We start from the raw sequence: 22,569 nt of genomic DNA on the forward strand, positions 1-22,569 counted from the left end.
AGCAGCGAATGGCGGACAAGCCCGCACGCAAGGGGCGGCCTGTGATCCGGCTCGAGGTGCTGCGCACGCAGCAGTTGACGCCGCACATGATCCGGATCGTCGCCGGTGGCGAGGGGCTCGCGGACTTCGAGCCGAACGAGTTCACCGACGCCTACGTCAAGGTGCTGTTCCCGAAGCCGGGCGTGCCGTATCCGCCGCCGTTCGACATGGGGATGATCCGGGCCGAGTTCCCGCGCGAGCAGTGGCCGGTGATGCGCAGCTACACGGTGCGCCACTACGACGCGGTCGCCGGCGAGTTGTCCATCGACTTCGTCCACCACGGTGAAGAGGGCATCGCCGGGCCGTGGGCGCGCGAAGTGAAGCCCGGCGACGAGGTGCTGCTGAACGGGCCCGGCGGGGCGTACGCGCCGGGCGGCGAAGCGGATTGGCATCTGCTGGTCGGCGACGAGGCCGCGTTGCCGGCGATCGCGACAACACTGGAAGCGATGCCCGCCGGAGTGCCGGTGCGGGCGTTCATCGAGGTCGAGGACGCGGCCGAGCAGCAGCCCCTCGCGACGAAGAGCGACGCGCAGGTCCGGTGGATTCACCGTGCCGCGGGGGAGGACCTGGTGTCCGCCGTGCGGGCGCTGGACTTCCCGGACGGGACCGTGCAGGCCTTCGTGCACGGTGAGGCCGGTTTCGTGCGGCAACTGCGGCGGTACCTGCTCGACGAGCGCGGGGTGCGCAAGGATCTGCTGTCGATCTCGGGCTACTGGCGCCGGGGCGCGACGGACGAGCAATGGCGCGCGGAGAAGGCCGCGGAACGGGCCGCACAGGAGCAGCGCGCGGGATAATCCCGCGCATGACGCTGAAAATGGACGCCGATCCGGCCGAAGCCGGTTTCGACGCGAACCGGCTTGCCCGCATCGACCGGCATTTCGCCCGCTACGTCGATGACGGCAGGCTGCCCGGCTGGCAGATCGTGGTGACCCGGCACGGGAAGCTCGTGCACGTGTCCGAATACGGGCAGCGGGACATCGAAGCCGCCAAACCGGTCGAACCCGGCACGCTGTGGCGGATCTTCTCGATGAGCAAACCGGTCACCTCGGTCGCCGCGATGATGCTGTTCGAAGAGGGCGCCTTCGACCTGCCGGACCCGATCTCGCGCTGGCTGCCCGAGTTCGCGCAGCCGCGGGTGTACGTCAAGGGTTCCGCGCTCAACCCGCTCACCGAACCGGCGACCGGGCCGATCCGCGTCTGGCATCTGCTGAGTCATACCGCGGGCCTGACCTACGGTTTCCACCACGCTCATCCGGTGGACGCGATGTACCGCCAGGCCGGGTTCGAATGGGGCGCGCCGCAGGGGCTGGACCTGGCCGCGTGCGTGGAGAAGTGGGCGGAGCTGCCGCTGGTGTTCCAGCCGGGCGCCGAATGGAACTACTCCGTGTCCACGGACGTGCTGGGCCGGCTGGTCGAAGTGGTTTCCGGGCAGCCGCTCGACGAGTTCTTCGCGCAGCGGATCTTCACGCCGCTGGGCATGACGGACACCTCGTTCGGCACGGACGATCTCGAACGCCTCGCCGCGATGTACGTGCCCCAGCCGGGCACGCGCCGGGCGGTGCGCAACGAGGCGTTCGCGAAGGTAGGAATCGGACGGCCGGACTTCTTCTCCGGTGGCGGCGGCCTGGTTTCGAGCGCAGCGGACTATCACCGGTTCACGCAGTTCTTGGTGCGGGGCGGGGAACTCGACGGCGTGCGGCTGCTCGGCCCGCGCACGGTGGCGCTGATGACGAGCAATCACCTGCCGGGCGACGCCGATCTCGAAGAGTACGGCCGGCCGCTGTTCGCGGAAATGCCGTTCAACGGTTTCGGTTTCGGGCTCGGCTTCTCGGTGCTGAAGGACCCGGTGAAGGCGAAAACCCTGTCCAGCCGCGGCGAGTACGCGTGGGGCGGCGCGGCGAGCACGGCGTTCTGGGTCGACCCGGCGGCCGGCGTGACGGCGCTGTTCTTCACCCAGTTGCTGCCCTCGAGCACGCATCCGATCCGGCAGCAGCTGCGGCAACTGGTGTATCAGGCACTGCTGGCGGCGTGAAAAACGGCTCGCACGGCGGCTTCGTCGCCTTCGATGTCCACGAGCGCGGCGGCTTCGTCGAGGGTGAGCCCGCCCGTTGCCAGCCCGAGGACGGTCTCGGTGCCGGCGTGTATCACGGCGTCGAGATGGCGGCCGTCGTGCGGGCTCACCTGGATGCCCGAGCGCGTCGTCCGGACCTGGAGCACGTGGTCGCCCACCGCGATGCCCACCGTCGATGACCGGCGCGCGGGCGCCTTGCCGGCGAGCAGCGCCGGGAGCGCGACGACGAGCCATTCGGCGCGGACCTGATCGTTGTCTGGACCGTGTGCCATCAGCGGCGTGGACCAGCGGATCAGGCTCTCGATCGGCTCCCGCAACCCGGCGCCCCACGGGGTGAGGCCGTACGCGATCGCGTTGCCCTCCCCGGCCAGGCGCCGCTCGACCACTCCGGCGTCCTCGAGGTCGCGGAGGCGGTCGGCGAGCAGGTTGGTGGCCACGCCGGGGAGCCCGCCGAGCAGCTCCCGGTACCGGGCGGGGCCCATCAGCAGCTGCCGGACGATGAGCAGATTCCATCGATCGCCCACGACGTCGAGCGCCCGGGCGAGACCGCAGTACTGGCCGTAGCTCTTGCTCATGTTCCGCCTACTTGACAATCTCAAGCGTACCTGAGGAAATCTACCACAACGGAGGGAAGGAGTTGTGGTGGCCAAGGACTGTGATGGCGCACTGGCCGAGGCTTGTGCGGCGTTGAGGGAGGTCGTCCCCAGCCTGGTCGCACTTGTGCGGAGCGTTCCGGACGCCGGATCCACGGCGATCGGTACGTGGACGGTGGGCGATACCGCGGCTCACCTGTCCCATGCCTTTCGCTTCGACACCGACGCCGCCGCCGGAAGACCGATCCCGGAGGCCACGGTGACGACGGCGGGAATGGCGAAGTTGAATGCCCAGTTGCTGGCCGAGGACGCCGAACGGGACCCGGCCCTCCTCGCGGACCGCATCCGCGCGCTCGCCCGCGAATTCGACGGAGTCGTGTCGCGCGCGGCAACCGTGGACTGGTTGCAGGGCGTTCGGCTCCCACCTTCGGCGGTGGCTTGTCATCTGCTCGAGGAATGTCTGGTCCACGGCCATGACATCGCCAGGGCCACGGGGCGTCCGTGGCCGATACGGCGTGCGCACGCCTTGCTCGCGATCGAGGGCGCCGCGTTCCCGCTCATCGGGGCTCTGCCGCCCACCGCTTTCGTGAACCAGCAGAAGGCAGCATCGTTCCGAGGCCGTTTCGACTTGCGCCTGCGTGGCGGTGGGCGCACGTCGATGGTCTTCGACCGCGGTTCGCTGACGCTCGAGGCGGGGTGCGCAGGTGACGCCGACGCCCATATCTGCGCCGACCCGGTCGCGCTCATGCTGGTGTTCATCGGCCGGCAGGGAATAGAAAGACCACTTCTTGGCGGCAAACTCGCGGCTTGGGGCCGCCGGCCGTGGAAGCTCGCCCGGATGCTGAGCGCGATCAGTCCCCCGTAGCGATGCTCAACGGGCGTCGTCATCGGTTGTACGGTGCAGGTGACCGGTTCCTTCCGGCTCCTCGTGATGGGGCCGTCAAGCGTATTCGGTTCGACAGCGTGGAGGCCGCCGAATGAACACCAGCTCAGCCACTCTCGACCACATCACGGGCGTCCGGATCTCCTCCGTGACGCTGCCCCTGGCCACCCCGATCAGCGACGCGAAGGTCCTCACCGGGCGGCAGAAGCCGATGACCGAGGTCGCGATGCTGTTCGCCGAGATCACCACGGCGGCCGGGCTGGAAGGTATCGGGTTCAGCTACTCCAAGCGCGCGGGCGGTCCGGGGCAGTTCGCGCACGCACGCGAGATCGCGCCGGTCCTGCTCGGGGAGGATCCCAGTGACATCGCCAAGATCTGGGACAAACTCGCCTGGGCCGGTGCGTCGGTCGGCCGCGGCGGGCTGTCGGTGCAAGCCATCGCGGCCTTCGATGTCGCGCTGTGGGATCTCAAGGCCAAACGTGCCGGGCTGCCGCTCGCGAAACTACTGGGCGCGCACCGCGATTCGGTGCGCTGCTACAACACCTCCGGCGGGTTCCTGCACTCACCGATCCCCGAGGTGCTCGACCGGGCGGCCGAGTCGATCGAGCGCGGTATCGGCGGGATCAAGATCAAGGTCGGGCATCCCGAACACGCCACGGACCTCGCCCGCGTGACCGCGGTCCGCGAGAAGATCGGGGACGGCGTCGCCCTCATGGTCGACGCCAACCAGCAGTGGGACCGGCCAGCGGCCCGCCGGATGTGCCGGGCGCTGGAGCCGATGAACCTGGTGTGGATCGAGGAACCGCTCGACGCGTACGACTTCGAGGGGCACGCTCAGCTCGCCGGAACCTTCGACACCTCGATCGCCACCGGGGAGATGCTGGTCAGCGCCGCCGAACACGCGGAACTGATCCGGGCCGGGGGCGCCGACGTCGTCCAGCCCGACGCCCCCCGCGTCGGCGGCATCACCCAGTTCCTCAAGGTGATGGCGCTCGCCGACCACCGGCACCTCCAGCTCGCCCCGCATTTCGCCATGGAGATCCACATCCACCTCGCCGCGGCCTATGCCCGTGAGCCGTGGGTCGAGCATTTCGAGTGGCTCGACCCGCTGTTCAACGAGCACCTGGAGATCGAGGGCGGGCGCATGCACCTGTCCGCGCGGCCCGGGCTCGGTGTGACGATCAGCGAGCAGGCGCGGGCGTGGACGTTCGCGGAGCACAAGATCCGTTAGGACGCCAGTTTCCCGATGATGTCCTCGTAGGCGGCGAGGGTGCGCTCCCGCTCGTCGTGCATCAGGTACACCGAGAACTGGTCCACGCCGAGCTCTTTGAGCTCCTGCAAACGTTCGATGTGCGCGCTTGCGGGACCCGTGAGGCAGAATCGGTCCACGATCTCGTCCGGGACGAAGTCCGTCGAGGGATTGCCCGCGCGGCCGTGGTGCGCGTAGTCGTAGCCCTGCCGTTCCCGGATGTAGTCGGTGAGCTCCCGGGGAACCGGACCCGAATCCCCATACCGGGCAACGAGATCCGCCACGTGGTTGCCGACCATGCCGCCGAACCACCGCAGCTGTTCCCGCTGGTGCGCGAGATCGTCCCCGGCGTACGCCGGTGCCGCGACGCAGATCGTGATGCCCGCCGGATCACGGCCCGCGGCGCGAGCGGCCTCCTGCACCGAACCGATGGTCCAGCGGGCGATGGCCGGGTCGGCGCACTGCAGGATGAAGCCGTCGGCGTGTTCGCCGGCCATGCGCAGGGCTTTCGGGCCGTACCCGGCCATCCACATCTCCAGCCGTCCATTGCGGACCCACGGGATGCGGACCTCCTGCCCGCTCAGGACGGCCGGACGCCCCTCGGCCAGCTCCTTGATGGCGTGCATCGACTCGCGCAGGGTGGCCAAAGTGGACGGTGGCTTGCCGACCACGCGGTGCGCCGAGTCGCCCCGGCCGATCCCGCAGACCGTACGGTTGCCGAACATGTCGTTCAACGTGGCGAACAGCGAAGCCGTCACCGACCAGTCCCTCGTGCCGGGGCTGGTGACCATCGGGCCGACCACCATCGACGAGGTGGCCGCGAGGATCTGCGAGAAGATGACGAACGGCTCCTGCCACAGCACGCACGAGTCGAACGTCCAGCCGTAGCCGAACCCGCGGTCTTCGGCGTCCTTCATCAGCCGTACGACCTCCCGCGCCGGCGGGTCGGTCTGCAGCACCACACCGAAATCCATGGCCACCTCTCAGTTCAGGTACTGGCACAGATCACGCGAGAGGAACTTCCCCCGCCCACCGCTGAACCCGCCCGGCGACACGACGACCTTTCCGCGGGAGAGCACCGTCTCCACCTTGCCGGTAAGCTCGAAGCCCTCGTAGGCGGAGTAGTCCACCGCCATGTGATGCGTCTCCGCGGAGAGCGTCTGCCGCGCGACCGGGTCGTAGATCACGATGTCCGCGTCCGAACCCGGGGCGATGACGCCCTTGCGCGGGTACAGGCCGAACATCCGGGCGGGGGTGGTCGCGCAGGCCTCCACCCACCGGCCCAGCGAGATCTCGCCGGCCACGACACCCTGGTGCAGCAGGTCCATCCGGTGCTCGACGCCCGGCATCCCGTTAGGGATCTTGGAGAAGTCGCCGCGCCCCAACTCCTTCTGGTCCTTGAAACAGAACGGGCAGTGATCCGTCGACACCACTGACAGGTCGTTCGTCCGCAGGCCACGCCACAGGTCCGCCTGATGGTGCTTCTCGCGCAGCGGGGGAGAGGCCACGTACTTCGCGCCTTCGAAGTCCGGTTTCGCGAGGTCCTCAATGGACAGGTAGAGGTACTGCGGGCAGGTCTCGGCGAACACGTTCTGGCCCTCGTTGCGGGCCTCGGCCACGGCGGAAAGCGCTTCCGCGGCCGACAGGTGCACGATGTAGAGCGGCGCGCCCGTCACGCGGGCCAGCGTGATCGCCCGCGAAGTCGCCTCACCCTCCAAATCGGATGGACGGGTGTACCCGTGCTGCACGGGATCGGTGCGGCCCGCGGCCAGCGACTGTGCGACGAGTTCGTCGATCGCGATGCCGTTCTCCGCGTGCATCATGATCGTCGACCCGGTCTCGGTGGCCTTCTGCATCGCGCGGAGGATCTCGCCGTCGGTGGAGTAGAACACGCCGGGGTAGGCCATGAACATCTTGAAGCTGGTCACCCCGGCGCCGATGCACGTCTCCATCTCCTTGAGCGTGCTGTCGTTGACGTCGGACACGATCATGTGGAACCCGTAGTCGATCGCGCAGTTCCCGTCCGCCTTCTCGTGCCACTTGTCCAGAGTGGACACCAGCGAGGTGCCCTTGGCCTGCACGGCGAAGTCGATGATCGTGGTGGTCCCGCCCCAGGCCGCCGCGGTGGTGCCGGTCTCGAAGGTGTCCGCCGAGAACGTGCCGCCGAACGGCATCTCCATATGCGTGTGCGCGTCGATCCCGCCTGGCAGCACGTACTTCCCGGTCGCGTCGAGCACGGTGCCCGCCGTCTCGAACACCCCCGGTTCGGTGACGGCCACGATCCGCTCGTCCTCGATGAGCACGTCCGCGGGAGTGCCGCCCGTGGTGGACAGCACCGTCCCGCCCCTGATGAGGGTGCGCATCACGGCTCCACGATCGATCCGTAGGAGTCCGGGCGGCGATCGCGGTAGAAGGCCCACAGATCGCGCACCCCGGCCAGCTTGTCCATGTCGAGATCCCGCACGACGACCTCGTCCTTGTCGTCGGAAGCGGCTTCCCCGACCAGCTCGCCACGCGGGTCCACGAAGTAGGTCTGGCCGTAGAAGTCGTTGTCGCCCAGGGGTTCTACGCCGACGCGGTTGATCGCGCCGACGTAGTACTCGTTCGCCACCGCCGCCGCGGGCTGTTCGAGCCGCCACAGGTACTGCGAGAGGCCGCGGCTCGTCGCGGACGGGTTGAACACGATCTTCGCCCCGGCCAGCCCCAGCGCTCGCCAGCCCTCCGGGAAATGCCGGTCGTAGCAGATGTACACGCCGATCCGGCCGACCGCGGTGTCGAAGACCGGATACCCGGTGTTGCCGGGGCGGAAGTAGAACTTCTCCCAGAAACCCTTCACCTGCGGGAGGTGGTTCTTGCGGTACTTGCCGAGGTAGCTCCCGTCGGCGTCGATCACTGCCGCGGTGTTGTAGTAGACGCCCGGCTGCTCCTGCTCGTACATCGGCGCGACGATGACGATCCCGTGCCGCTCGGCGACCTCCTGCATGAGCCTCGTCGTCGGCCCGTCCGGGATGCCCTCGGTGTAGGAGTAGTAGTCGGCGTCCTGCACCTGGCAGAAATACGGGCCGTAGAACAACTCCTGCAGGCACACCACCTGCGCGCCCTGCGAGGCGGCGGTGCCGATCGCCTCGACGGCGGCCGCGATCATCGAGTCCTTGTCACCCGTCCACCGCTGCTGTATCAACGCGGCCCTGACCAGGTTGCTCACTGATTTCCTCCCTTTCTCCGGACGCGCGACCCGGCAGGGTCAGCACGAGGTAGACCACGAACCCGCCGGCGAGCCCGGTGACCCAGCTGTAGTCGTAAAGCGGTTTGAGGAACGGGATGAGCCCGTCCGCCGGGAACGGCCCGTCCGAACCGGGCGCGGTGTACGCGCCGCCGACCGCGAGCACGGCGCCGGCGAGCGTCGCCACGAGCGCCTGCCAGCTCCAGCCCGCGCGGAACCAGTACCGGCCGCGCTCGGTGTACAACCCGGCCAGGTCGAGCGTGCGCCGCCGCTGCACCCAGTACCCGGCCACGAGCACCCCGGCGACCGCGCCGAGCACCCCGCCGTAGAAGCCGAGCCAGGCGAAGATGTAGATGTTCGGGTCGGAGTAGAGCTTCCACGGCTGGATCGCCACCCCGATCACGCCCGTGATGAGACCCCCGAGCGCGAAGGTGATCCGCTTGGGGAAGGCGTTGGAGAAATCGTACGACGGGCTCACCACGTTGGCCGCGAGGTTCGCCGAGATCGTGGCGAGCACGAGCGCGATCAGCGCCACCACGACGAGCACGGGGCTGTCGAACCGGTCGGCGAGCCGGGCCGGGTCCCAGATCGCCTCGCCGTAGAGCAGTTGCCCGCCCGAGGTGGTCAGGATCGCCACGATCGCGATGAACGTCATCGTCGTCGGCAGGCCCAGCAACTGCCCGCGCACCTGCTTGGCCTGGCTGCCGCCGAACCGCGTGAAGTCCGGCATGTTGAGCGACAGCGTCGACCAGAACGCGATCATCGCCATCAGCGAGGGCGCGAACACCTTCCAGAAGCCGGCGCCCCAGCCCAGTTTCGCGGGCTCGGACAGGATCGGGCCCAGTCCGCCCGCCTTGATCAGCACGTAGCCGAGCAGGATCAGGAAGCCCACCGAGACCAGCGGCGCGGTCCAGTTCTCGAACCGCCGCACGGCCTCCATCCCGCGCCAGATGATCAGCATCTGCACGACCCAGAACACCGCGAACGACAGCCACAGCGTCCACGGCTGCCCGCCGATTTCGGCCGCGTGCCGCCAGCCGCCGCCGGCCAGCTTCCCGACGAGGATGTAGATCGCCTCACCGCCGACCCAGGTCTGGATGCCGAACCAGCCGCAGGCGATGAACGCGCGCAGCAGCGCGGCGAAATTCGCCCCGCGAATTCCGTAGAAGGCCCGCGCGAACACCGGGAACGGGATCCCGTACTTCGTTCCCGCATGCGAGTTGGCGAGCATGGGGATCAGCACGATCAGATTGCCGAGCGTGATCGTGACGAGTGCCTGCACCCAGTTCATCCCGAGCGCGATCAGGGACGCGGCGAGCGCATAGGACGGGATGTTGTGCGCCATCCCCATCCAGAGTGCGAAATAGTTGTAGGTGGTCCAGGTTCGTTTTCCCACCGGGACGGGGGCCAGTTCGTCGTTGAAGAACCGGCTGCTCCTGATCGGTGCCGTGTCGCGAAGATCCACCCGGCCGTCCGGGTAGGAGATCTGCGAGGGTGCCATTGCGGAATCGTGCTCGCCTCGTCCCGGCGGTGGGCACTGACAGAGTGTTCACCGTTGCCCGCGCCCGCGCGCATTCTGTCGATTGCGCCTGGCACGGGCCGGTGCTGCGCGGCCGCGGGTAGCAGTCAGTTCACGAGCGGGTAACACGAATGTAGATCTCGGGGTCAGAAGTCGAAGACGTTCGCGGTTTGGGCGCTGGCGACGCAGCGGTTCGGGTAGGTCTGGTGGAACACCACGGGACGGGCGTGCCAGTGCCCCAGCGCGGTCGCGGTGACCGGCGCGTAGATCATCGGGCACAGGCGCTGCTTCGTCGGCAGCTTGCCGAAGTCCCCGTGCACGGCGGTCAGCGTCCTGCAGGCGCTCTCGGCGTGCGGGTGCGTCCCGCCGGGCGGCGAGCATTCGAGAGTCACCGAGGGGCCCTGCCCGGCCTCGTCACGCAGGGACAGGGTGATCGACGTATCGGCGTGGGCGGGTGCGGCCATGGCGATCATCGTGGCGAGGGCGGCGACTGAGGAAAGAGCCATACCGGAGGTATCGGCCGTTTCGGCCGGTGCTACGCCTACACGACCGGGTGATCGGTGGCATGGTCGAATAGCCGGGCAGCCGATCAGGAAGGTGGGCAGGCGATGCTCGTGCTCGGGGTCGACGTCGGAACCGGCAGCACGAAGGGCGTCCTCGTCGACGGGAACGGCACGGTGCTCGGCACGTCCGTCCGGCGCCATCGCGTGGACCAGCCCGCGCCAGGACATTTCGAGATGGATGCCGGGGTGTGGTGGGCCGAGTTCGTCGAGATCGCGCGGGAACTCGCGGACGGTCGCCAGGTCGACGCCGTCGGCGTCAGCGGGATGGGCCCCTGCGTGCTGGTCGCGGACGAGCGGGGGGAGCCGCTGCGCCCGGCCATCCTGTACGGGGTGGATACCCGGGCCACCGGGCAGATCGCGCGCCTGAACCGGGAACTCGGCTCCGGCGAGGTACTGCGGCGGTGCGGTTCGCTGCTGTCCACCCAGGCGGTCGGCCCCAAGCTGGCCTGGCTCGCCGACCACGAACCGGAAACCGCGGCCGCCGCACGCCGGCTGCTCATGCCCAGTTCGTTCCTCGCCTTCCGGCTGACCGGCGAATACGTCCTCGACCATCACTCCGCGAGCCAGTCGGTCCCGCTCTACGACTCGGTCGCGCTGGACTGGTACCGGCCGTGGGCGGCGCTGATCGCGCCGGACCTCGAACTGCCGCCCCTGCGCTGGCCTGGCGAGCGGGCGGGCACGGTCACGGCCGAAGCGGCGCGGGAAACCGGCCTGCCGCAAGGGATTCCGGTGCTGACGGGCACGATCGACGCCTGGTCGGAGGCGGTGAGCGTCGGCGCCCAGCGCCTCGGCGACCTCATGCTCATGTACGGCACCACGATGTTCCTGATCAGCACCGTCGCCGACCGGCTGCTCGTGCCCGAGTTGTGGTCGACCGTCGGCGCCCACCCCGGTGTCCGCACCCTCGCCGGCGGGATGGCCTCGTCCGGGGCGGTGACCGAGTGGGTGCGTGAACTCGCCGGAGCCCCGTCCCACGCCGAAATCCTCGCCGAAGCCCGCGCCTCCGGTCCGGGTGCGCGCGGGCTGCTCATGCTGCCCTACTTCGCCGGGGAGCGGACTCCGATCGCCGACCCCGCCGCACGGGGTGTGGTAGCCGGCCTGACCCTCGGACACGGCCGAGGCGACCTGTACCGGGCCGCGCTGGAGGCCACGGCTTTCGGCGTCCGGCACAACGTCGAGGCCCTGCGCGCGGCCGGGGCGTCGGTCGAACGTGTGATCGCGGTGGGCGGCGGGGTCGAAGGCGGGCTGTGGACGCGGATCGTGTCGGACGTGACCGGCCTGTCGCAGCAGGTCCCGGCCACGACGGTCGGCGCGAGCTACGGAGCGGCCTATCTCGCCGCCCGCCTCCTCGACGACGCGGACATCGACCAGTGGAACCCCATCCGCGAGACCGTCGTCCCGGACGAGGCGGTCGCGCCCACCTACGACGAGCTTTACGCCGCTTACCGTGAGCTCTACACCGGCACCGCCGACATCGTCCACCGGCTCGGATCCTGATCGCTTGCTGAAGATGCGCCGCCGTCCGTTGGCACCCGTCCCCGCCCGGGCGAAGATCGGCGCATGGTGCACCTCGACGAGCGGTCCGCGGTGCGCCGGCTGTTCGACCGGCTGGGCTTCGGGCCCCGGCCCGGCGAGCTGGACGCCGCCGCCTCCCGCGGGTTCGCCGCCACGGTCGACACGCTGCTGAGCCCGGCCGGTTCCGATGCGGGCGCGGGCGCCACCCCGTTGCCACGGCTGCCTGCCGAGCCCGCGCGGCCCGGCAAGGACCCGGCCGCGCGCAAGCAGTTGCTGGCGAGCGAGGCGACGCTGCTCACCTGGTGGCTGGACCGGCTGGCCGCCGCCGACCAGCCGCTGCGCGAGCGGCTCACCTGGTTCTGGCACGGGCACTTCGCCACGAGCGAGCAGAAGGTGCGCAGCCCGCGGCTGATGCTCCGGCAGAACGAGACGTTCCGGGCGCTCGGGCTCGCCGGGTTCGGCGCGCTCGCGCACGCGCTCGTCGTGGACCCGGCGATGCTGATCTGGCTCGACGGCGGGCAGAACAAAGCCGGTTCCCCCAACGAAAACCTCGCGCGCGAGTTCATGGAGCTGTTCGCGCTCGGCATCGGCCACTACACCGAGACCGACGTGCGCGAGGCGGCGAGAGCGCTGACCGGCTGGACGGTGAACCGGGCCTCGGGCACGGCCCGGCTCGTGCCGCGGCGCCAGGACCACGGGGTCAAGACCGTCCTCGGCGCGACCGGCGACCTCGACGCGACGTCCTATGTGGACGCCGTGCTGGCGCGACCGGACTCGCCGCGGTTCGTGGTCTCGCGACTGTGGTTCCGGCTCGTGTCGGCGGCCCCGCCGCCGCCGGACGTGGTGGACCGGCTCGCCGCCGCCTACGGTCCGGAACGGGATGTCACGGCCGTGCTGCGGGCGATCACCAAGGAGCCCGCGTTCACCGACTCCGCCACCACCCTGGTCAAGCAGCCGGTCGAATGGCTGACCGGGCTGCTGCGCGCGCTCGGACTACGCGCCTCGGCCTTGCCGGCCGCCCAGCTGATCGCGGGGCTGCGAGCGATGGGACAGGTGCCGTTCCTGCCACCGAACGTCGGAGGCTGGCCCTCGGGCACGGCCTGGCTGACCACCGGTGCCGCGCTCGCCCGCCTGCGCGTCGCGGAGCTGGTCGCCCAGCACGCCGACCTGAGCGGGCTCGGCGATCCGGCCGCCGTCGCGGCCCGGCTGGGGATCACCTTCGGCCCGCGCACCACGGCGGCCTTTGGTCCCGTCGCGCATGACCCGCGCCAGCTGCTCGCGGTGGCGGCCTGCGCCCCCGAATACGTCGTGAGCACCTGAGGGAGAGCCCGTGAACTCCTTGACACGCCGCCGTTTCCTGCTGTTCTCCGGGGTCACCGCGGCCACCGCGCTCGCCGCGGGCGCGACCCAGGTCGACTGGGGCGACCTGTTCTCGGCGGCACAGCAGAACCCGCTCGACCCGAAGGCGGGGGTGCTCGTCGTGGTCACGCTCTACGGCGGGAACGACGGGCTCAACACCGTCATCCCGGCGAGCGATCCGGCGTACCAGAAGGCGCGGCCCGATCTCGCCTACCGGCCCGAGGAGGTGCTCGACCTCGGTGACGGGCTCGGCCTCAACCCCGGGCTCAAGGGCTTGAAAAGCCTGTGGGACGGCCGTCGGCTCGCGATCGTGCGGGGCGTCGGCTATCCCGTGCCGGACCACAGCCACTTCCGCTCGATGGCGATCTGGCAGACCGCGTCGCCCGGCACCTCGGTGCCGACGGGCTGGCTCGGCCGGTGGCTGGACGCGACCGGCGACGACCCGCTGCGCGCGGTGTCGGTCGAACCGGTGCTGCCGCCCCTGCTCGCCGGGGAGCGCACGGCCGCCGCGAGCCTGCCCGCCGACGGCCTCCGCCTGCCCGGCGGCACGCTCGGCCAGTCCTTCACCGCGCTCGGCGCGGCCCAGCAGGGCGAGGACGAGCTGACCGCCAGGGCGGCCCGGTCCGTCGCCGACCTGCACCGTGCCGCGCAGGCGTTCGGGCCGGGCAAGGCGGCCAAGGCCGGCGGGCTCACCGCCCAGCTCGACCTGGTGGCGGGGCTGATCGAGGCGGGGGTGCCCACCCGCGTCTACTCGGTTTCGCTCGGCGGGTTCGACACGCACGCGGACGAGCGCGCCACGCAGCAGCGCCTGCTCACGAGCCTGGACGGCGCGCTCGCGCCCTTCCTGCAACGCCTGGCGAAGACCGACCGTGGCCGCCAGGCGGTGGTCCTGGTCTACTCCGAGTTCGGGCGCCGCGTCGCGGCCAACGCCAGCGACGGGACCGATCACGGCACCGCGGGGCCGGTGTTCCTGGCCGGAAACGGGGTCCGCGGCGGGTTCTACGGCGCCCAGCCCAGCCTGACCGATCTCGACCACGGGGATCTCAAGGAGAGCACCGACTTCCGCGCGGTCTACGCCACCGTGCTGGAGCGCGTGCTCGGCACCGACCCCGGCCGGGTGCTCGGCGGCTTCCCCGGCCGGGTGGACGCGGTCTTCACCTGAGATCGTGGGCCAGCAGCGCCACGTACAGCGAGAGCATCGACTCCGGGTCCTCCAGCGGGACGCCGAGAACCTGCTCGATGCGGGCCAGTTGCTGGTAGTAGGCGGTGCGGGAGGTGTGCGCGGCCGCCGCGGCCGCGGACTTGTTGCCGCCGTGCTCGCAGTAGTGCCGCAGCGCCTGCACGAGCCGGGTGCCCGCGGCCGCGTCCCTGGCCAGCAGCGGCCCGAGTTCCCGCGCGGCGAACGCCCGGACGCGTTCGTCACCGGCGAGCAGGTGCAGGAGGCCGCGCAGCCGGACGTCGGAAAGCCGGTGCACCGCGCGGTCGGGGCCGGCGTGCGGGGCCGCCGCCGCGACATGCGCCGCTTCGAGCAGGCTGCGGTGCACGTTCGACGGGCTGTCCACCGTCGTGCCCGCCGCGACGACCCGTGGCTGCCGGATCTCGCCCGCGAGCCGCTCCAGCACCGCGTCCACATTCGCCTTGGGGGACAAGGAAAGCAGCGCACGCACGCTCAGCTCGTCGACGACCGCGACGAGCGCGGACACCTTCGCCCGCCGCGCCGCGAGCGACACCGCCTCGGCCAGTTCCCGCAACACCACCGGCGCGGACAGGTTCGGCTGCCTGCCCTCGGCCAGCACGGGCCGGATCGCGACGCCCACCAGCCGGCGTCCCGGCAACGGCACGCTGAGCGCGGACGAGCGCGCCAGCAGCTCGGCCGAAGGCAGCGGCGAGGCCAGCAGCTCACCGAGCACCGCGCGATGCGCCTGCCGTTCGAGGCTGCCGGTGTCCCGCGCGACGAGCCTGTGCACGGCCAGCGCGGACGCGGCCCGTTCGACGACCACGACGTGCCGGTGCGGCGGCGGCTCGTCGGACACCACGATCAGCCGGCCCCAGTCGTGCCCGCGCGCCCCGACGACCGCGACCAGCCAGCCCGCCTCGGACGAGTACGCGGTGCGTTCGCCGACGTGCACCGACCGGGACCGCGCGAGCCAGTTCGCCAGCAGCTCACCGGGGTCGCCACCGGCCGCGTCGTAGGCGAGCACCTCGTGCGACAGGGTCTCCAGCACCACCGGCCGCTCGGTCAGGCGGACCACCTCGCGCAGCACGTCGGCGGGATCGGCGCCGGAGACGGTGAGCTCCGTGAACACCTTGTGCACCTGCTCGGCGGCGCGCAGTTCGGCCACCTGGGCGTCCACGATCAGCCCGTTGACCGTCTCGGTCACCGTCACGTACCGGGTCTCACGCGACAGGGTGATCAGCGGGACCCGGTTGCGCTCGGCCGCCGCGACCAGCGAGGACGGCAGCGCGTCGTTCCAGTGGCGCACCAGCTCCACGACGAGGCCGGCCACCCCGGCTTCGGCGAGCCCGTCCACGTACTTGGCCAGTGCCGACGGATCGTCGGGCAGGGCGATCCCGGTGGTCAGCACCAGCTCGCCGCCCTTGAGCAGGTGCCCGATGTCCGCGACCTCCGCGACGTGCACCCACCGCACCCGGGCGCCCAGTCCCTCGGCGCCCGCGACGACCCGGGGGCGGCCATGGCGCACCACCGGCAGCGCGAGCACGTCGGCGACGGTCGGGTACATAGGACACAGACTGTACGGGCGGATCCCGTTCTCCGTACACATTGCGGGTGTCGGCCCCCGGGCCCGCTCGCCAGACTCGGGGCATGACTGAATCGGAGCTGGCGGCCCGCCACCGCGCCGTCCTGCCGAACTGGCTGGCGCTGTACTACCAGGAGCCGATCGAGATCGTCCGCGCGAGCGGGCGGCGGGTCACCGACGCCGAAGGCCGCACGTACCTGGACTTCTTCGCCGGCATCCTGACCAACGCCATCGGTTACGACGTCGCCGAGATCTCCGACGCGGTCCGCGCGCAGCTGGACACCGGCGTGCTGCATACCTCGACGCTGTACCTGATCCGCAAGCAGGTCGAACTCGCCGAGCAGATCGCGGAGCTGTCGGGTATCCCGGACGCGAAGGTGTTCTTCACCAACTCCGGCACCGAGGCCAACGAGACCGCGCTCATGCTCGCGACCCAGTACCGCCGCAGCAACCAGGTGCTCGCGCTGCGGAACTCCTATCACGGCAGGGCGTTCGCCACGATCGGCATCACCGGCAACCGCGGCTGGGCGGCCAGTTCGCTGTCCCCGCTGAAGGTCAGCTACGTCCACGGCGGCTACCGCTACCGCGAACCGTTCGGCGGGCTGCCCGACGCCGACTACATCAAAGCCTGCGCCGAGGATTTGCGCGACGTGCTGCAGACGACGACGGCGGGCGACGTCGCCGCGCTCATCGCGGAGCCGATCCAGGGCGTGGGCGGGTTCAACGTGCCGCCGGACGGGCTGTTCGCCGCGTTCAAGGAAGTTCTCGACGAGTACGGGATCCTGCTGATCTCCGACGAGGTGCAGACGGGCTGGGGCCGCACGGGCGAGCATTTCTGGGGCATGCGGGCGCACGGGGTGACCCCGGACGCGATGACCTTCGCCAAGGGGCTGGGCAACGGGCTCGCGATCGGCGGCGTCGTCGCGCGCCGGGACGTGATGGACTCGATCACCGCGAACTCGATCTCGACGTTCGGCGGCAACCCGGTCTCGACGGCGGGCGCGAAGGCCACTTTGGACTATCTGCTCGACAACGACCTGCAGGGCAACGCGTTGAAACTCGGCAACCATCTGATCGCCGGGCTGCGCGATCTCGGCGAGCGCTACGACATCGTCGGCGACGTTCGCGGCAAGGGACTGATGATCGGGGTCGAACTCGTCGAATCGGGCGGAAAGCATCCGAGTCCGCCGAACGCGGCCGCGGTACTGGAGGAGACGCGCGAGCGTGGCCTGCTCATCGGCAAGGGCGGGCTGCACAACAACGTCCTCCGCCTCGCGCCGCCGATGACGCTCACCGGCGAGGAAGCGGACGAGGCCCTGGATATCCTGGACGCTTCGATCGCCGCCGTGCAGGAAGGAACCAGGTGACCGCGCGCATCTCCCACTGGATCGACGGCAAGCACTGGGCTGGGGTCGCGGAGCGGACCGGGGAGGTGTTCGATCCCGCCACCGGCGAAGTCCGCGCCCACGTGGACTTCGCCGGTGCCGGGCAGGTCGACGAGGCCGTCACGGCGGCCGCCCGCGCCTTCCCCGGCTGGCGGGACACGTCGCTCGCCGCGCGCAGCCGGATCCTGTTCGCCTTCCGCGAGCTGCTGACCGCGCGCAAGGACGAGCTGGCGAAGATCATCACGGCGGAGCACGGCAAGGTCGAGTCGGACGCGGCCGGTGAGGTCGCGCGTGCCATCGAGAACGTCGAGTACGCCTGCGGCGCGCCGCAGATGCTCAAGGGCGGCTTCAGCGAAAACGCTTCACGGGGCGTGGACGTGTACTCGATCGCGCAGCCGCTCGGCGTGGTCGGGGTGATCTCGCCGTTCAACTTCCCGGCGATGGTGCCGCTGTGGTTCGTGCCGAACGCGATCGCCTGCGGCAACACGGTCGTGCTCAAACCGAGCGAGAAGGACCCGTCCGCGTCGGTGTTCATCGCGGGGTTGCTCGCCGAGGCCGGGCTGCCCGACGGTGTGCTGAACGTCCTGCACGGGGACAAGGTGGCGGTCGACGGCCTGCTGGCGCATCCGGTGGTCAAGGCGATCTCGTTCGTCGGATCCACCCCGATCGCGCGCTACGTCTACGAAACCGGCACGAACCACGGCAAGCGGGTGCAGGCGCTGGGCGGCGCGAAGAACCATCTGGTCGTGCTGCCGGACGCCGATCTGGACCTGGCGGCCGACGCGGCGGTGTCCGCGGGCTTCGGCTCGGCGGGGGAGCGGTGCATGGCGGTCTCGGTGGTGGTCGCGGTCGAGCCGGTGGCCGGCGAACTGGTCGCGAAGGTCACCGAGCGGATGTCGCGGCTGAAGGTCGGCGACGGCCGGGACCCCTCGTCCGAGATGGGACCGCTGGTGACGGCCGCCCATCGCGCCAAGGTTCAGTCCTATGTGGACGCCGGTATCAGCGAGGGTGCGGAACTCGTGGTGGACGGGCGGGACATCGCCGTGCCCGGCGGTGGCTTCTGGCTCGGGCCCACGCTGTTCGACCGCGTGACCCCGGAGATGTCGGTGTACCGCGACGAGATCTTCGGCCCGGTGCTGTCGGTCGTGCGCGCGGAGAGCTACGACGCCGCCCTGGAGCTGGTGAACGCCGGCGCCTACGGCAACGGCACCGCGATCTTCACCAACGACGGCCGCGCCGCGCGGCGGTTCCAGAACGAGGTCGAGGTCGGCATGGTCGGGCTCAACGTGCCGATCCCGGTGCCGGTCGGCTACTACTCGTTCGGCGGCTGGAAGGACTCCCTCTTCGGCGACAGCCACGCCTACGGGCCCGAGGGCTTCCACTTCTTCACCCGCACCAAGGTCGTCACGAGCCGCTGGCCCGATCCCTCGCACGGCGGGGTCAACCTTGGCTTCCCCCGGAACTCGTGAGCTGGTCCGCCGGTTCTACGCGGACGCGTGGAACCGGTGGGACGACCTGGTCCCCGAGCGGATCCTCGCCGCGGACTTCGTCTTCCGCGGTTCCCTGGGCGACGAGGTCCGTGGCCGCGAGGGCTGGCGTTCCTACCGGGACCGGATGCGCGCCGCCATCCCGGACTTCCACAACGAGATCGTCGATGTCGTCGTCGACGGCGACCGGGCGGCGGCTCGCCTGCGCTACTCCGGCCACCACCACGGCGAGTTGCTCGGCGTGCCCGGTCGCGGTCGGCGCATCAAGTACGCCGGGGCGGCGTTCTTCACCGCTCAGGACGGGTTCCTGACCACCGCGTGGGTGCTCGGGGATCTCGACGGGCTGCGCCGTCAGCTTCCCTGACTCCGGCGACCCGGTTACCCGTAAACTCGGTGTGTAGGTGTACGGCACACGCGGAGGTGAACGGTGGCCAGCTCGGATGAGCGGCGCTTCGAAGTGCTGCGCGCCATCGTCGCCGACTACGTCTCCAACCAGGAGCCGGTCGGCTCCAAGGCGATCGTCGACAGGCACAACCTCGGCGTGTCCAGCGCGACGGTCCGTAACGATATGGCCGCACTCGAAGAAGAGGGCTACATCACACAACCGCACACGAGCGCGGGGCGGATCCCGACCGACAAGGGCTATCGGCTGTTCGTCGACCGGCTCGCCGACATCAAACCGCTGAGCCAGGCTGAGCGCCGCGCCATCATCAACTTCCTCGACGGCGCGCTCGACCTCGACGACGTGCTGCGCCGGTCGGTGCGGCTGCTCGCGCAGCTGACCCGCCAGGTCGCGGTGGTCCAGTACCCCACGATGTCGACCGCGACGCTGCGCCACCTCGAGGTCGTGCCGCTCACCCCGGCGCGGCTGATGCTCGTGGTGATCACCGACGCCGGCCGCGTCGACCAGCGCACGATCGATCTCGGCGACGTGGTGACCGACGAAAGCGTCGCCCGCATCCGGGACGTGCTGAATTCGAAGCTGTCCGGCCGCCCGCTCACCGACGCGGCCGCGCGCGTGGCCGAACTGCCCGACCAGGCGCCGGGTGACCTGCGCGACGCGCTCGTGCGGGTCTGTACGGTGCTGGTCGAACACCTCGTGGACCATCCGGAGGAGCGGCTGGTCCTCGGCGGCACGGCGAACCTGACCCGGAACGTCGCGGACTTCCCCGGTTCGCTGCGGCAGGTGCTGGAGGCGCTCGAGGAGCAGGTCGTGGTGCTGAAACTGCTGGCCGCGGCACGCAACCCCGGTACCGTGACGGTGCGGATCGGCGAGGAAAATGAGGACGCGCAGATGCGCAGCACCTCGGTGGTGTCGATCGGCTACGGAAGGGACGACATGCTCCTGGGCGGGATGGGCGTCGTCGGACCGACCCGGATGGACTACCCGAGCACGATCGCCGCGGTGCGCGCGGTCGCGAACTACGTGGGGCAGATCCTGGCCGGCAGCTAGCCGGCGAGCAGGGCTTTGCAGGAGGACTTGAGAGCGGTGGCGAGGGACTACTACGGCATTCTCGGCGTGGCCAAGAACGCGAGCGATCAGGAGATCAAGCGCGCGTACCGGCGGCTGGCGCGCGAACTGCATCCGGACGTGAACCAGTCCGACGACGCGCAGCACAAGTTCAGCGAGGTCACCACCGCCTACGAGGTCCTCTCCGATCCGCAGAAGCGCAAGATCGTCGACCTCGGTGGTGACCCGCTGGACAACGGCGCCGGCGCGCGCGGCGGCGGGGGTGACCCCTTCGGCGGGTTCGGCGGCCTCGGCGACATCATGGACGCCTTCTTCGGCGCGGCGACGGGCGGTGGCCGGGGGCGCGGGCCGCGCAGCCGGGTGCAGCCCGGTTCGGACGCGCTGATCCGGATCGGCCTGACGCTGGAGGAGTGCGCGACGGGCGTCGACAAGGACATCACGGTCGACACCGCGATCCTGTGCGACCAGTGCCGGGGCAACGGCACCGCGCCGGGCGGCACCGTCCAGACCTGCGACACCTGCAACGGCCAGGGCGAGATCCAGTCGGTGCAACGCTCGTTCCTCGGCCAGGTGGTCACCGCCAGGCCGTGCCCGGTGTGCCACGGCTACGGCGAGGTCATCACCGACCCGTGCCGCCAGTGCGGCGGCGACGGGCGGGTGCGGGCCCGCCGCACGGTCACCGCGAAGGTGCCGGCCGGGGTCGGTGACGGGATGCGGATCCGGCTGTCCGGTCAGGGCGAGGTCGGCCCCGGCGGAGGTCCGGCCGGTGACCTCTACGTCGAGATCGACGAGGAACCGCATGAGGTGTTCCTGCGCGAAGGCCACGACCTGCACTGCAACCTGCGCGTCCCGATGACGACGGCCGCGCTGGGCGCGACAGTGCCGCTCGAGACGCTGATCGACGGCGAGTTCGAACTCGACGTCGATCCGGGCACGCAGCCGGGCGCCGAGTTGTTGTTGACCGGCAAGGGAATGCCGCGGCTGCGCTCGTCCGGGCGCGTGGACGGCCGCGGTGACCTGCACGTTCACATCGACGTCACGGTGCCCACCCGGCTGGACGAGTCCCAGCGCGAGTTGCTGCGCGAACTGGCGCAGCAACGCGGCGAAGAGGTGCCCACGCTGGCCACCAACGGCCGCTCCGGCGGGCTGTTCTCGAAACTGCGCGGCGCCAAGAGCCACCGGTAATGCCGGCCGCGACAGCGCCGGTCTTCCTCGTCCCGGAACTGCCGGCGGGTCCGCATCCCGTGCTCGACGGCGAGGAAGCGCGGCACGCGGTGACCGTCCGCCGGATGCGGGCGGGGGAGCGGCTGGTGCTGACCGACGGCGAGGGCACGGCGGCGGACTGCGTCGTGGCGGCCGTTCATCCCGGCCGGGACGCCAGGCTCGAGCTGACGGTCGAGCGGCGCTGGGCCGAACCGGCGCCGCGGTTGCGAGTCACCGTCGTGCAGGGCCTCGCGAAGGGCGATCGGGGTGAACTGGCGGTGGAACTGGCGACAGAGGCCGGTGCGGACGCCGTGCTGCCCTGGCGCGCCGAGCGCAGCGTCGCCCGCTGGGAAGAGGGGGCCCGTGGCGCGAAAGCCCTCGCGCGCTGGCAGAGCACCGCCCGGGCGGCCGCGAAACAGGCCAGGCGCGTCCGGGTCCCACGCGTCGCCGACCCGGTCGACACGCCCGGGCTCGCCGCGATCGTGAAGACTTCCGCTGCCGCGTTCGTCCTCGAAGGCACCGCCGAGGAAGGGCTTGCCCACGTCGACCTCCCCTGCGCGGGGGAGGCCCTTCTCGTAGTCGGTCCCGAGGGTGGGATCACCGACGCCGAACTGGACATACTACGCACCGCCGGTGCCGTTCCGGTGCGGCTCGGGCCCAGCGTGCTGCGCACTTCCACGGCCGCGGCGGTCGCGCTCGGCGTCCTCGGCGCGCGCACCGGCAGGTGGGAATGAGCCCCTCCCCGCACCGGAAAAATCAAGATGCAATATGGCGTTAAGACGGGCCAAGCCAGTACCCTGATCTCCAGCACCTGGGGCGAGTAGCTCCGGGCACGTGACCCCGCCGGACACCTCCCCCCTCGGTCCGGCGGAGCCGCGGAGGCGGTGGGGCGACCCCCAGGTTCCACCGCCCCGCGGCGCCTTCTCCTGCTCACTCGCCTTCGGCTCGTTTCGCGCGGGCGCGGGCCGGTCCTTGTCTGGGGGTCGAACCCCCAGGTCCCCGCCAGGGAGGGCTCCGCCCCCCTGGACCCCCCTGGACCCCCGGTGGGGGCTCCGCCCCCTGTCCCCCCCTTGTCGGTGCCGGTTGGGGACGATCAGATCCCGTTGGGGACGATCAGCTCCCGCTGTGGCTGTTGCTGCGCCGCGACAGTCTCGGCGCCACCGCCTGTCCGTCTAGTGTCGTGTGATCCTGTCCGGTTTACGTTGCCGTGTTTGCCCGTAGGGTCGGTGGGTTTGCCTGCGGCGGTGTCG

Annotated in this window: 20 protein-coding genes; 13 read left to right on the forward strand and 7 right to left on the reverse strand. The window is 70.6% G+C overall.

Annotated features, from left to right (window positions below; translation table 11 throughout):
* The first annotated feature begins 8 nt into the window (after nt 1–8).
* Both FG385_RS31770 and FG385_RS31775 read left to right on the forward strand, forming a co-directional pair.
* Nucleotides 9–833, forward strand: a complete 825-nt coding sequence (locus FG385_RS31770; RefSeq protein ID WP_139100504.1) for a siderophore-interacting protein — start codon at nt 9–11, stop codon at nt 831–833.
* 8 nt (nt 834–841) lie between these two features.
* Nucleotides 842–2,071 carry a serine hydrolase domain-containing protein gene (locus FG385_RS31775; protein WP_139100505.1) on the forward strand — a complete coding sequence of 410 codons (1,230 nt, stop codon included), beginning with the start codon at nt 842–844 and terminating at the stop codon, nt 2,069–2,071.
* On the opposite strand, the gene FG385_RS31780 is transcribed toward FG385_RS31775, so the two are convergent.
* Complete coding sequence (locus FG385_RS31780; protein WP_139100506.1) at nt 2,050–2,685, reverse strand: winged helix-turn-helix transcriptional regulator; 636 nt, start codon at nt 2,683–2,685, stop codon at nt 2,050–2,052. The two genes, FG385_RS31775 and FG385_RS31780, sit on opposite strands and share 22 nt — an antisense overlap.
* A gap of 67 nt (nt 2,686–2,752) precedes the next feature.
* Here FG385_RS31780 and FG385_RS31785 point away from each other — a divergent pair, with 67 nt between their 5' ends.
* Both FG385_RS31785 and FG385_RS31790 read left to right on the forward strand, forming a co-directional pair.
* A complete protein-coding gene (locus FG385_RS31785; RefSeq protein ID WP_160148939.1) occupies nt 2,753–3,568 on the forward strand; it encodes a maleylpyruvate isomerase N-terminal domain-containing protein in 816 nt (271 codons plus the stop codon).
* 112 nt (nt 3,569–3,680) lie between these two features.
* Nucleotides 3,681–4,817, forward strand: coding sequence for an L-talarate/galactarate dehydratase (locus FG385_RS31790; protein ID WP_139100508.1), 1,137 nt, complete (start codon nt 3,681–3,683; stop codon nt 4,815–4,817).
* Here the strand turns inward: FG385_RS31790 and FG385_RS31795 are convergent.
* The 5 genes from FG385_RS31795 to FG385_RS31815 form a co-directional block, all read right to left on the reverse strand.
* The gene (locus FG385_RS31795) at nt 4,814–5,809 is read right to left on the reverse strand and encodes a TIGR03842 family LLM class F420-dependent oxidoreductase (RefSeq protein WP_139100509.1); all 996 of its coding nucleotides are present in this window, start codon (nt 5,807–5,809) and stop codon (nt 4,814–4,816) included. The genes FG385_RS31790 and FG385_RS31795 overlap by 4 nt on opposite strands.
* 9 nt (nt 5,810–5,818) lie before the next feature.
* Complete coding sequence (gene hydA / locus FG385_RS31800) at nt 5,819–7,198, reverse strand: dihydropyrimidinase (protein ID WP_139100510.1); 1,380 nt, start codon at nt 7,196–7,198, stop codon at nt 5,819–5,821.
* Entirely contained in the window at nt 7,198–8,040 is an 843-nt protein-coding gene (locus FG385_RS31805; RefSeq protein WP_139100511.1) for a nitrilase-related carbon-nitrogen hydrolase, read from the reverse strand. Before FG385_RS31805 ends, hydA begins: the two co-directional genes overlap by 1 nt.
* A complete protein-coding gene (locus FG385_RS31810) occupies nt 7,991–9,559 on the reverse strand; it encodes an NCS1 family nucleobase:cation symporter-1 (protein ID WP_139100512.1) in 1,569 nt (522 codons plus the stop codon). The genes FG385_RS31805 and FG385_RS31810 overlap by 50 nt, the downstream gene beginning before the upstream one ends.
* A 164-nt stretch (nt 9,560–9,723) precedes the next feature.
* Entirely contained in the window at nt 9,724–10,083 is a 360-nt protein-coding gene (locus FG385_RS31815) for an SSI family serine proteinase inhibitor (protein ID WP_235022915.1), read from the reverse strand.
* A 102-nt stretch (nt 10,084–10,185) separates the two neighbouring features.
* Here FG385_RS31815 and FG385_RS31820 point away from each other — a divergent pair, with 102 nt between their 5' ends.
* The 3 genes from FG385_RS31820 to FG385_RS31830 all read left to right on the forward strand — a co-directional run bounded on the left by FG385_RS31820 (nt 10,186) and on the right by FG385_RS31830 (nt 14,176).
* A complete protein-coding gene (locus FG385_RS31820; protein WP_139100513.1) occupies nt 10,186–11,637 on the forward strand; it encodes an FGGY-family carbohydrate kinase in 1,452 nt (483 codons plus the stop codon).
* A gap of 63 nt (nt 11,638–11,700) precedes the next feature.
* Entirely contained in the window at nt 11,701–12,975 is a 1,275-nt protein-coding gene (locus tag FG385_RS31825; protein ID WP_139100514.1) for a DUF1800 domain-containing protein, read from the forward strand.
* A gap of 10 nt (nt 12,976–12,985) precedes the next feature.
* Nucleotides 12,986–14,176: a DUF1501 domain-containing protein gene (locus tag FG385_RS31830; RefSeq protein ID WP_139100515.1), complete on the forward strand. Its 1,191-nt coding sequence runs from the start codon at nt 12,986–12,988 to the stop codon at nt 14,174–14,176.
* Here the strand turns inward: FG385_RS31830 and FG385_RS31835 are convergent.
* Nucleotides 14,169–15,755 (reverse strand): PucR family transcriptional regulator, encoded by a 1,587-nt coding sequence (locus FG385_RS31835; protein ID WP_139100516.1) that lies wholly within the window; start codon nt 15,753–15,755, stop codon nt 14,169–14,171. The genes FG385_RS31830 and FG385_RS31835 overlap by 8 nt on opposite strands.
* 83 nt (nt 15,756–15,838) lie before the next feature.
* Between FG385_RS31835 and FG385_RS31840 the strand changes: the two genes are divergently transcribed.
* The 6 genes from FG385_RS31840 to FG385_RS31865 all read left to right on the forward strand — a co-directional run bounded on the left by FG385_RS31840 (nt 15,839) and on the right by FG385_RS31865 (nt 22,053).
* Nucleotides 15,839–17,140, forward strand: a complete 1,302-nt coding sequence (locus tag FG385_RS31840) for an aspartate aminotransferase family protein (protein ID WP_139100517.1) — start codon at nt 15,839–15,841, stop codon at nt 17,138–17,140.
* Nucleotides 17,137–18,627: a CoA-acylating methylmalonate-semialdehyde dehydrogenase gene (locus FG385_RS31845; protein ID WP_139100518.1), complete on the forward strand. Its 1,491-nt coding sequence runs from the start codon at nt 17,137–17,139 to the stop codon at nt 18,625–18,627. Before FG385_RS31840 ends, FG385_RS31845 begins: the two co-directional genes overlap by 4 nt.
* Nucleotides 18,605–19,009: an ester cyclase gene (locus FG385_RS31850; protein WP_160148940.1), complete on the forward strand. Its 405-nt coding sequence runs from the start codon at nt 18,605–18,607 to the stop codon at nt 19,007–19,009. Before FG385_RS31845 ends, FG385_RS31850 begins: the two co-directional genes overlap by 23 nt.
* A 63-nt stretch (nt 19,010–19,072) precedes the next feature.
* A complete protein-coding gene (gene hrcA, locus FG385_RS31855) occupies nt 19,073–20,098 on the forward strand; it encodes a heat-inducible transcriptional repressor HrcA (protein WP_139100520.1) in 1,026 nt (341 codons plus the stop codon).
* 36 nt (nt 20,099–20,134) lie between these two features.
* A complete protein-coding gene (dnaJ, locus tag FG385_RS31860; RefSeq protein ID WP_139100521.1) occupies nt 20,135–21,301 on the forward strand; it encodes a molecular chaperone DnaJ in 1,167 nt (388 codons plus the stop codon).
* On the forward strand, nt 21,301–22,053 hold the full coding sequence (locus FG385_RS31865) for a 16S rRNA (uracil(1498)-N(3))-methyltransferase (protein ID WP_139100522.1): 753 nt from the start codon (nt 21,301–21,303) through the stop codon (nt 22,051–22,053). The genes dnaJ and FG385_RS31865 overlap by 1 nt, the downstream gene beginning before the upstream one ends.
* The last annotated feature ends 516 nt before the right edge of the window (nt 22,054–22,569 follow it).

Origin of the sequence: Amycolatopsis alkalitolerans, assembly GCF_006152065.1 — a bacterium.
Lineage (GTDB): Bacteria > Actinomycetota > Actinomycetes > Mycobacteriales > Pseudonocardiaceae > Amycolatopsis_E > Amycolatopsis_E alkalitolerans.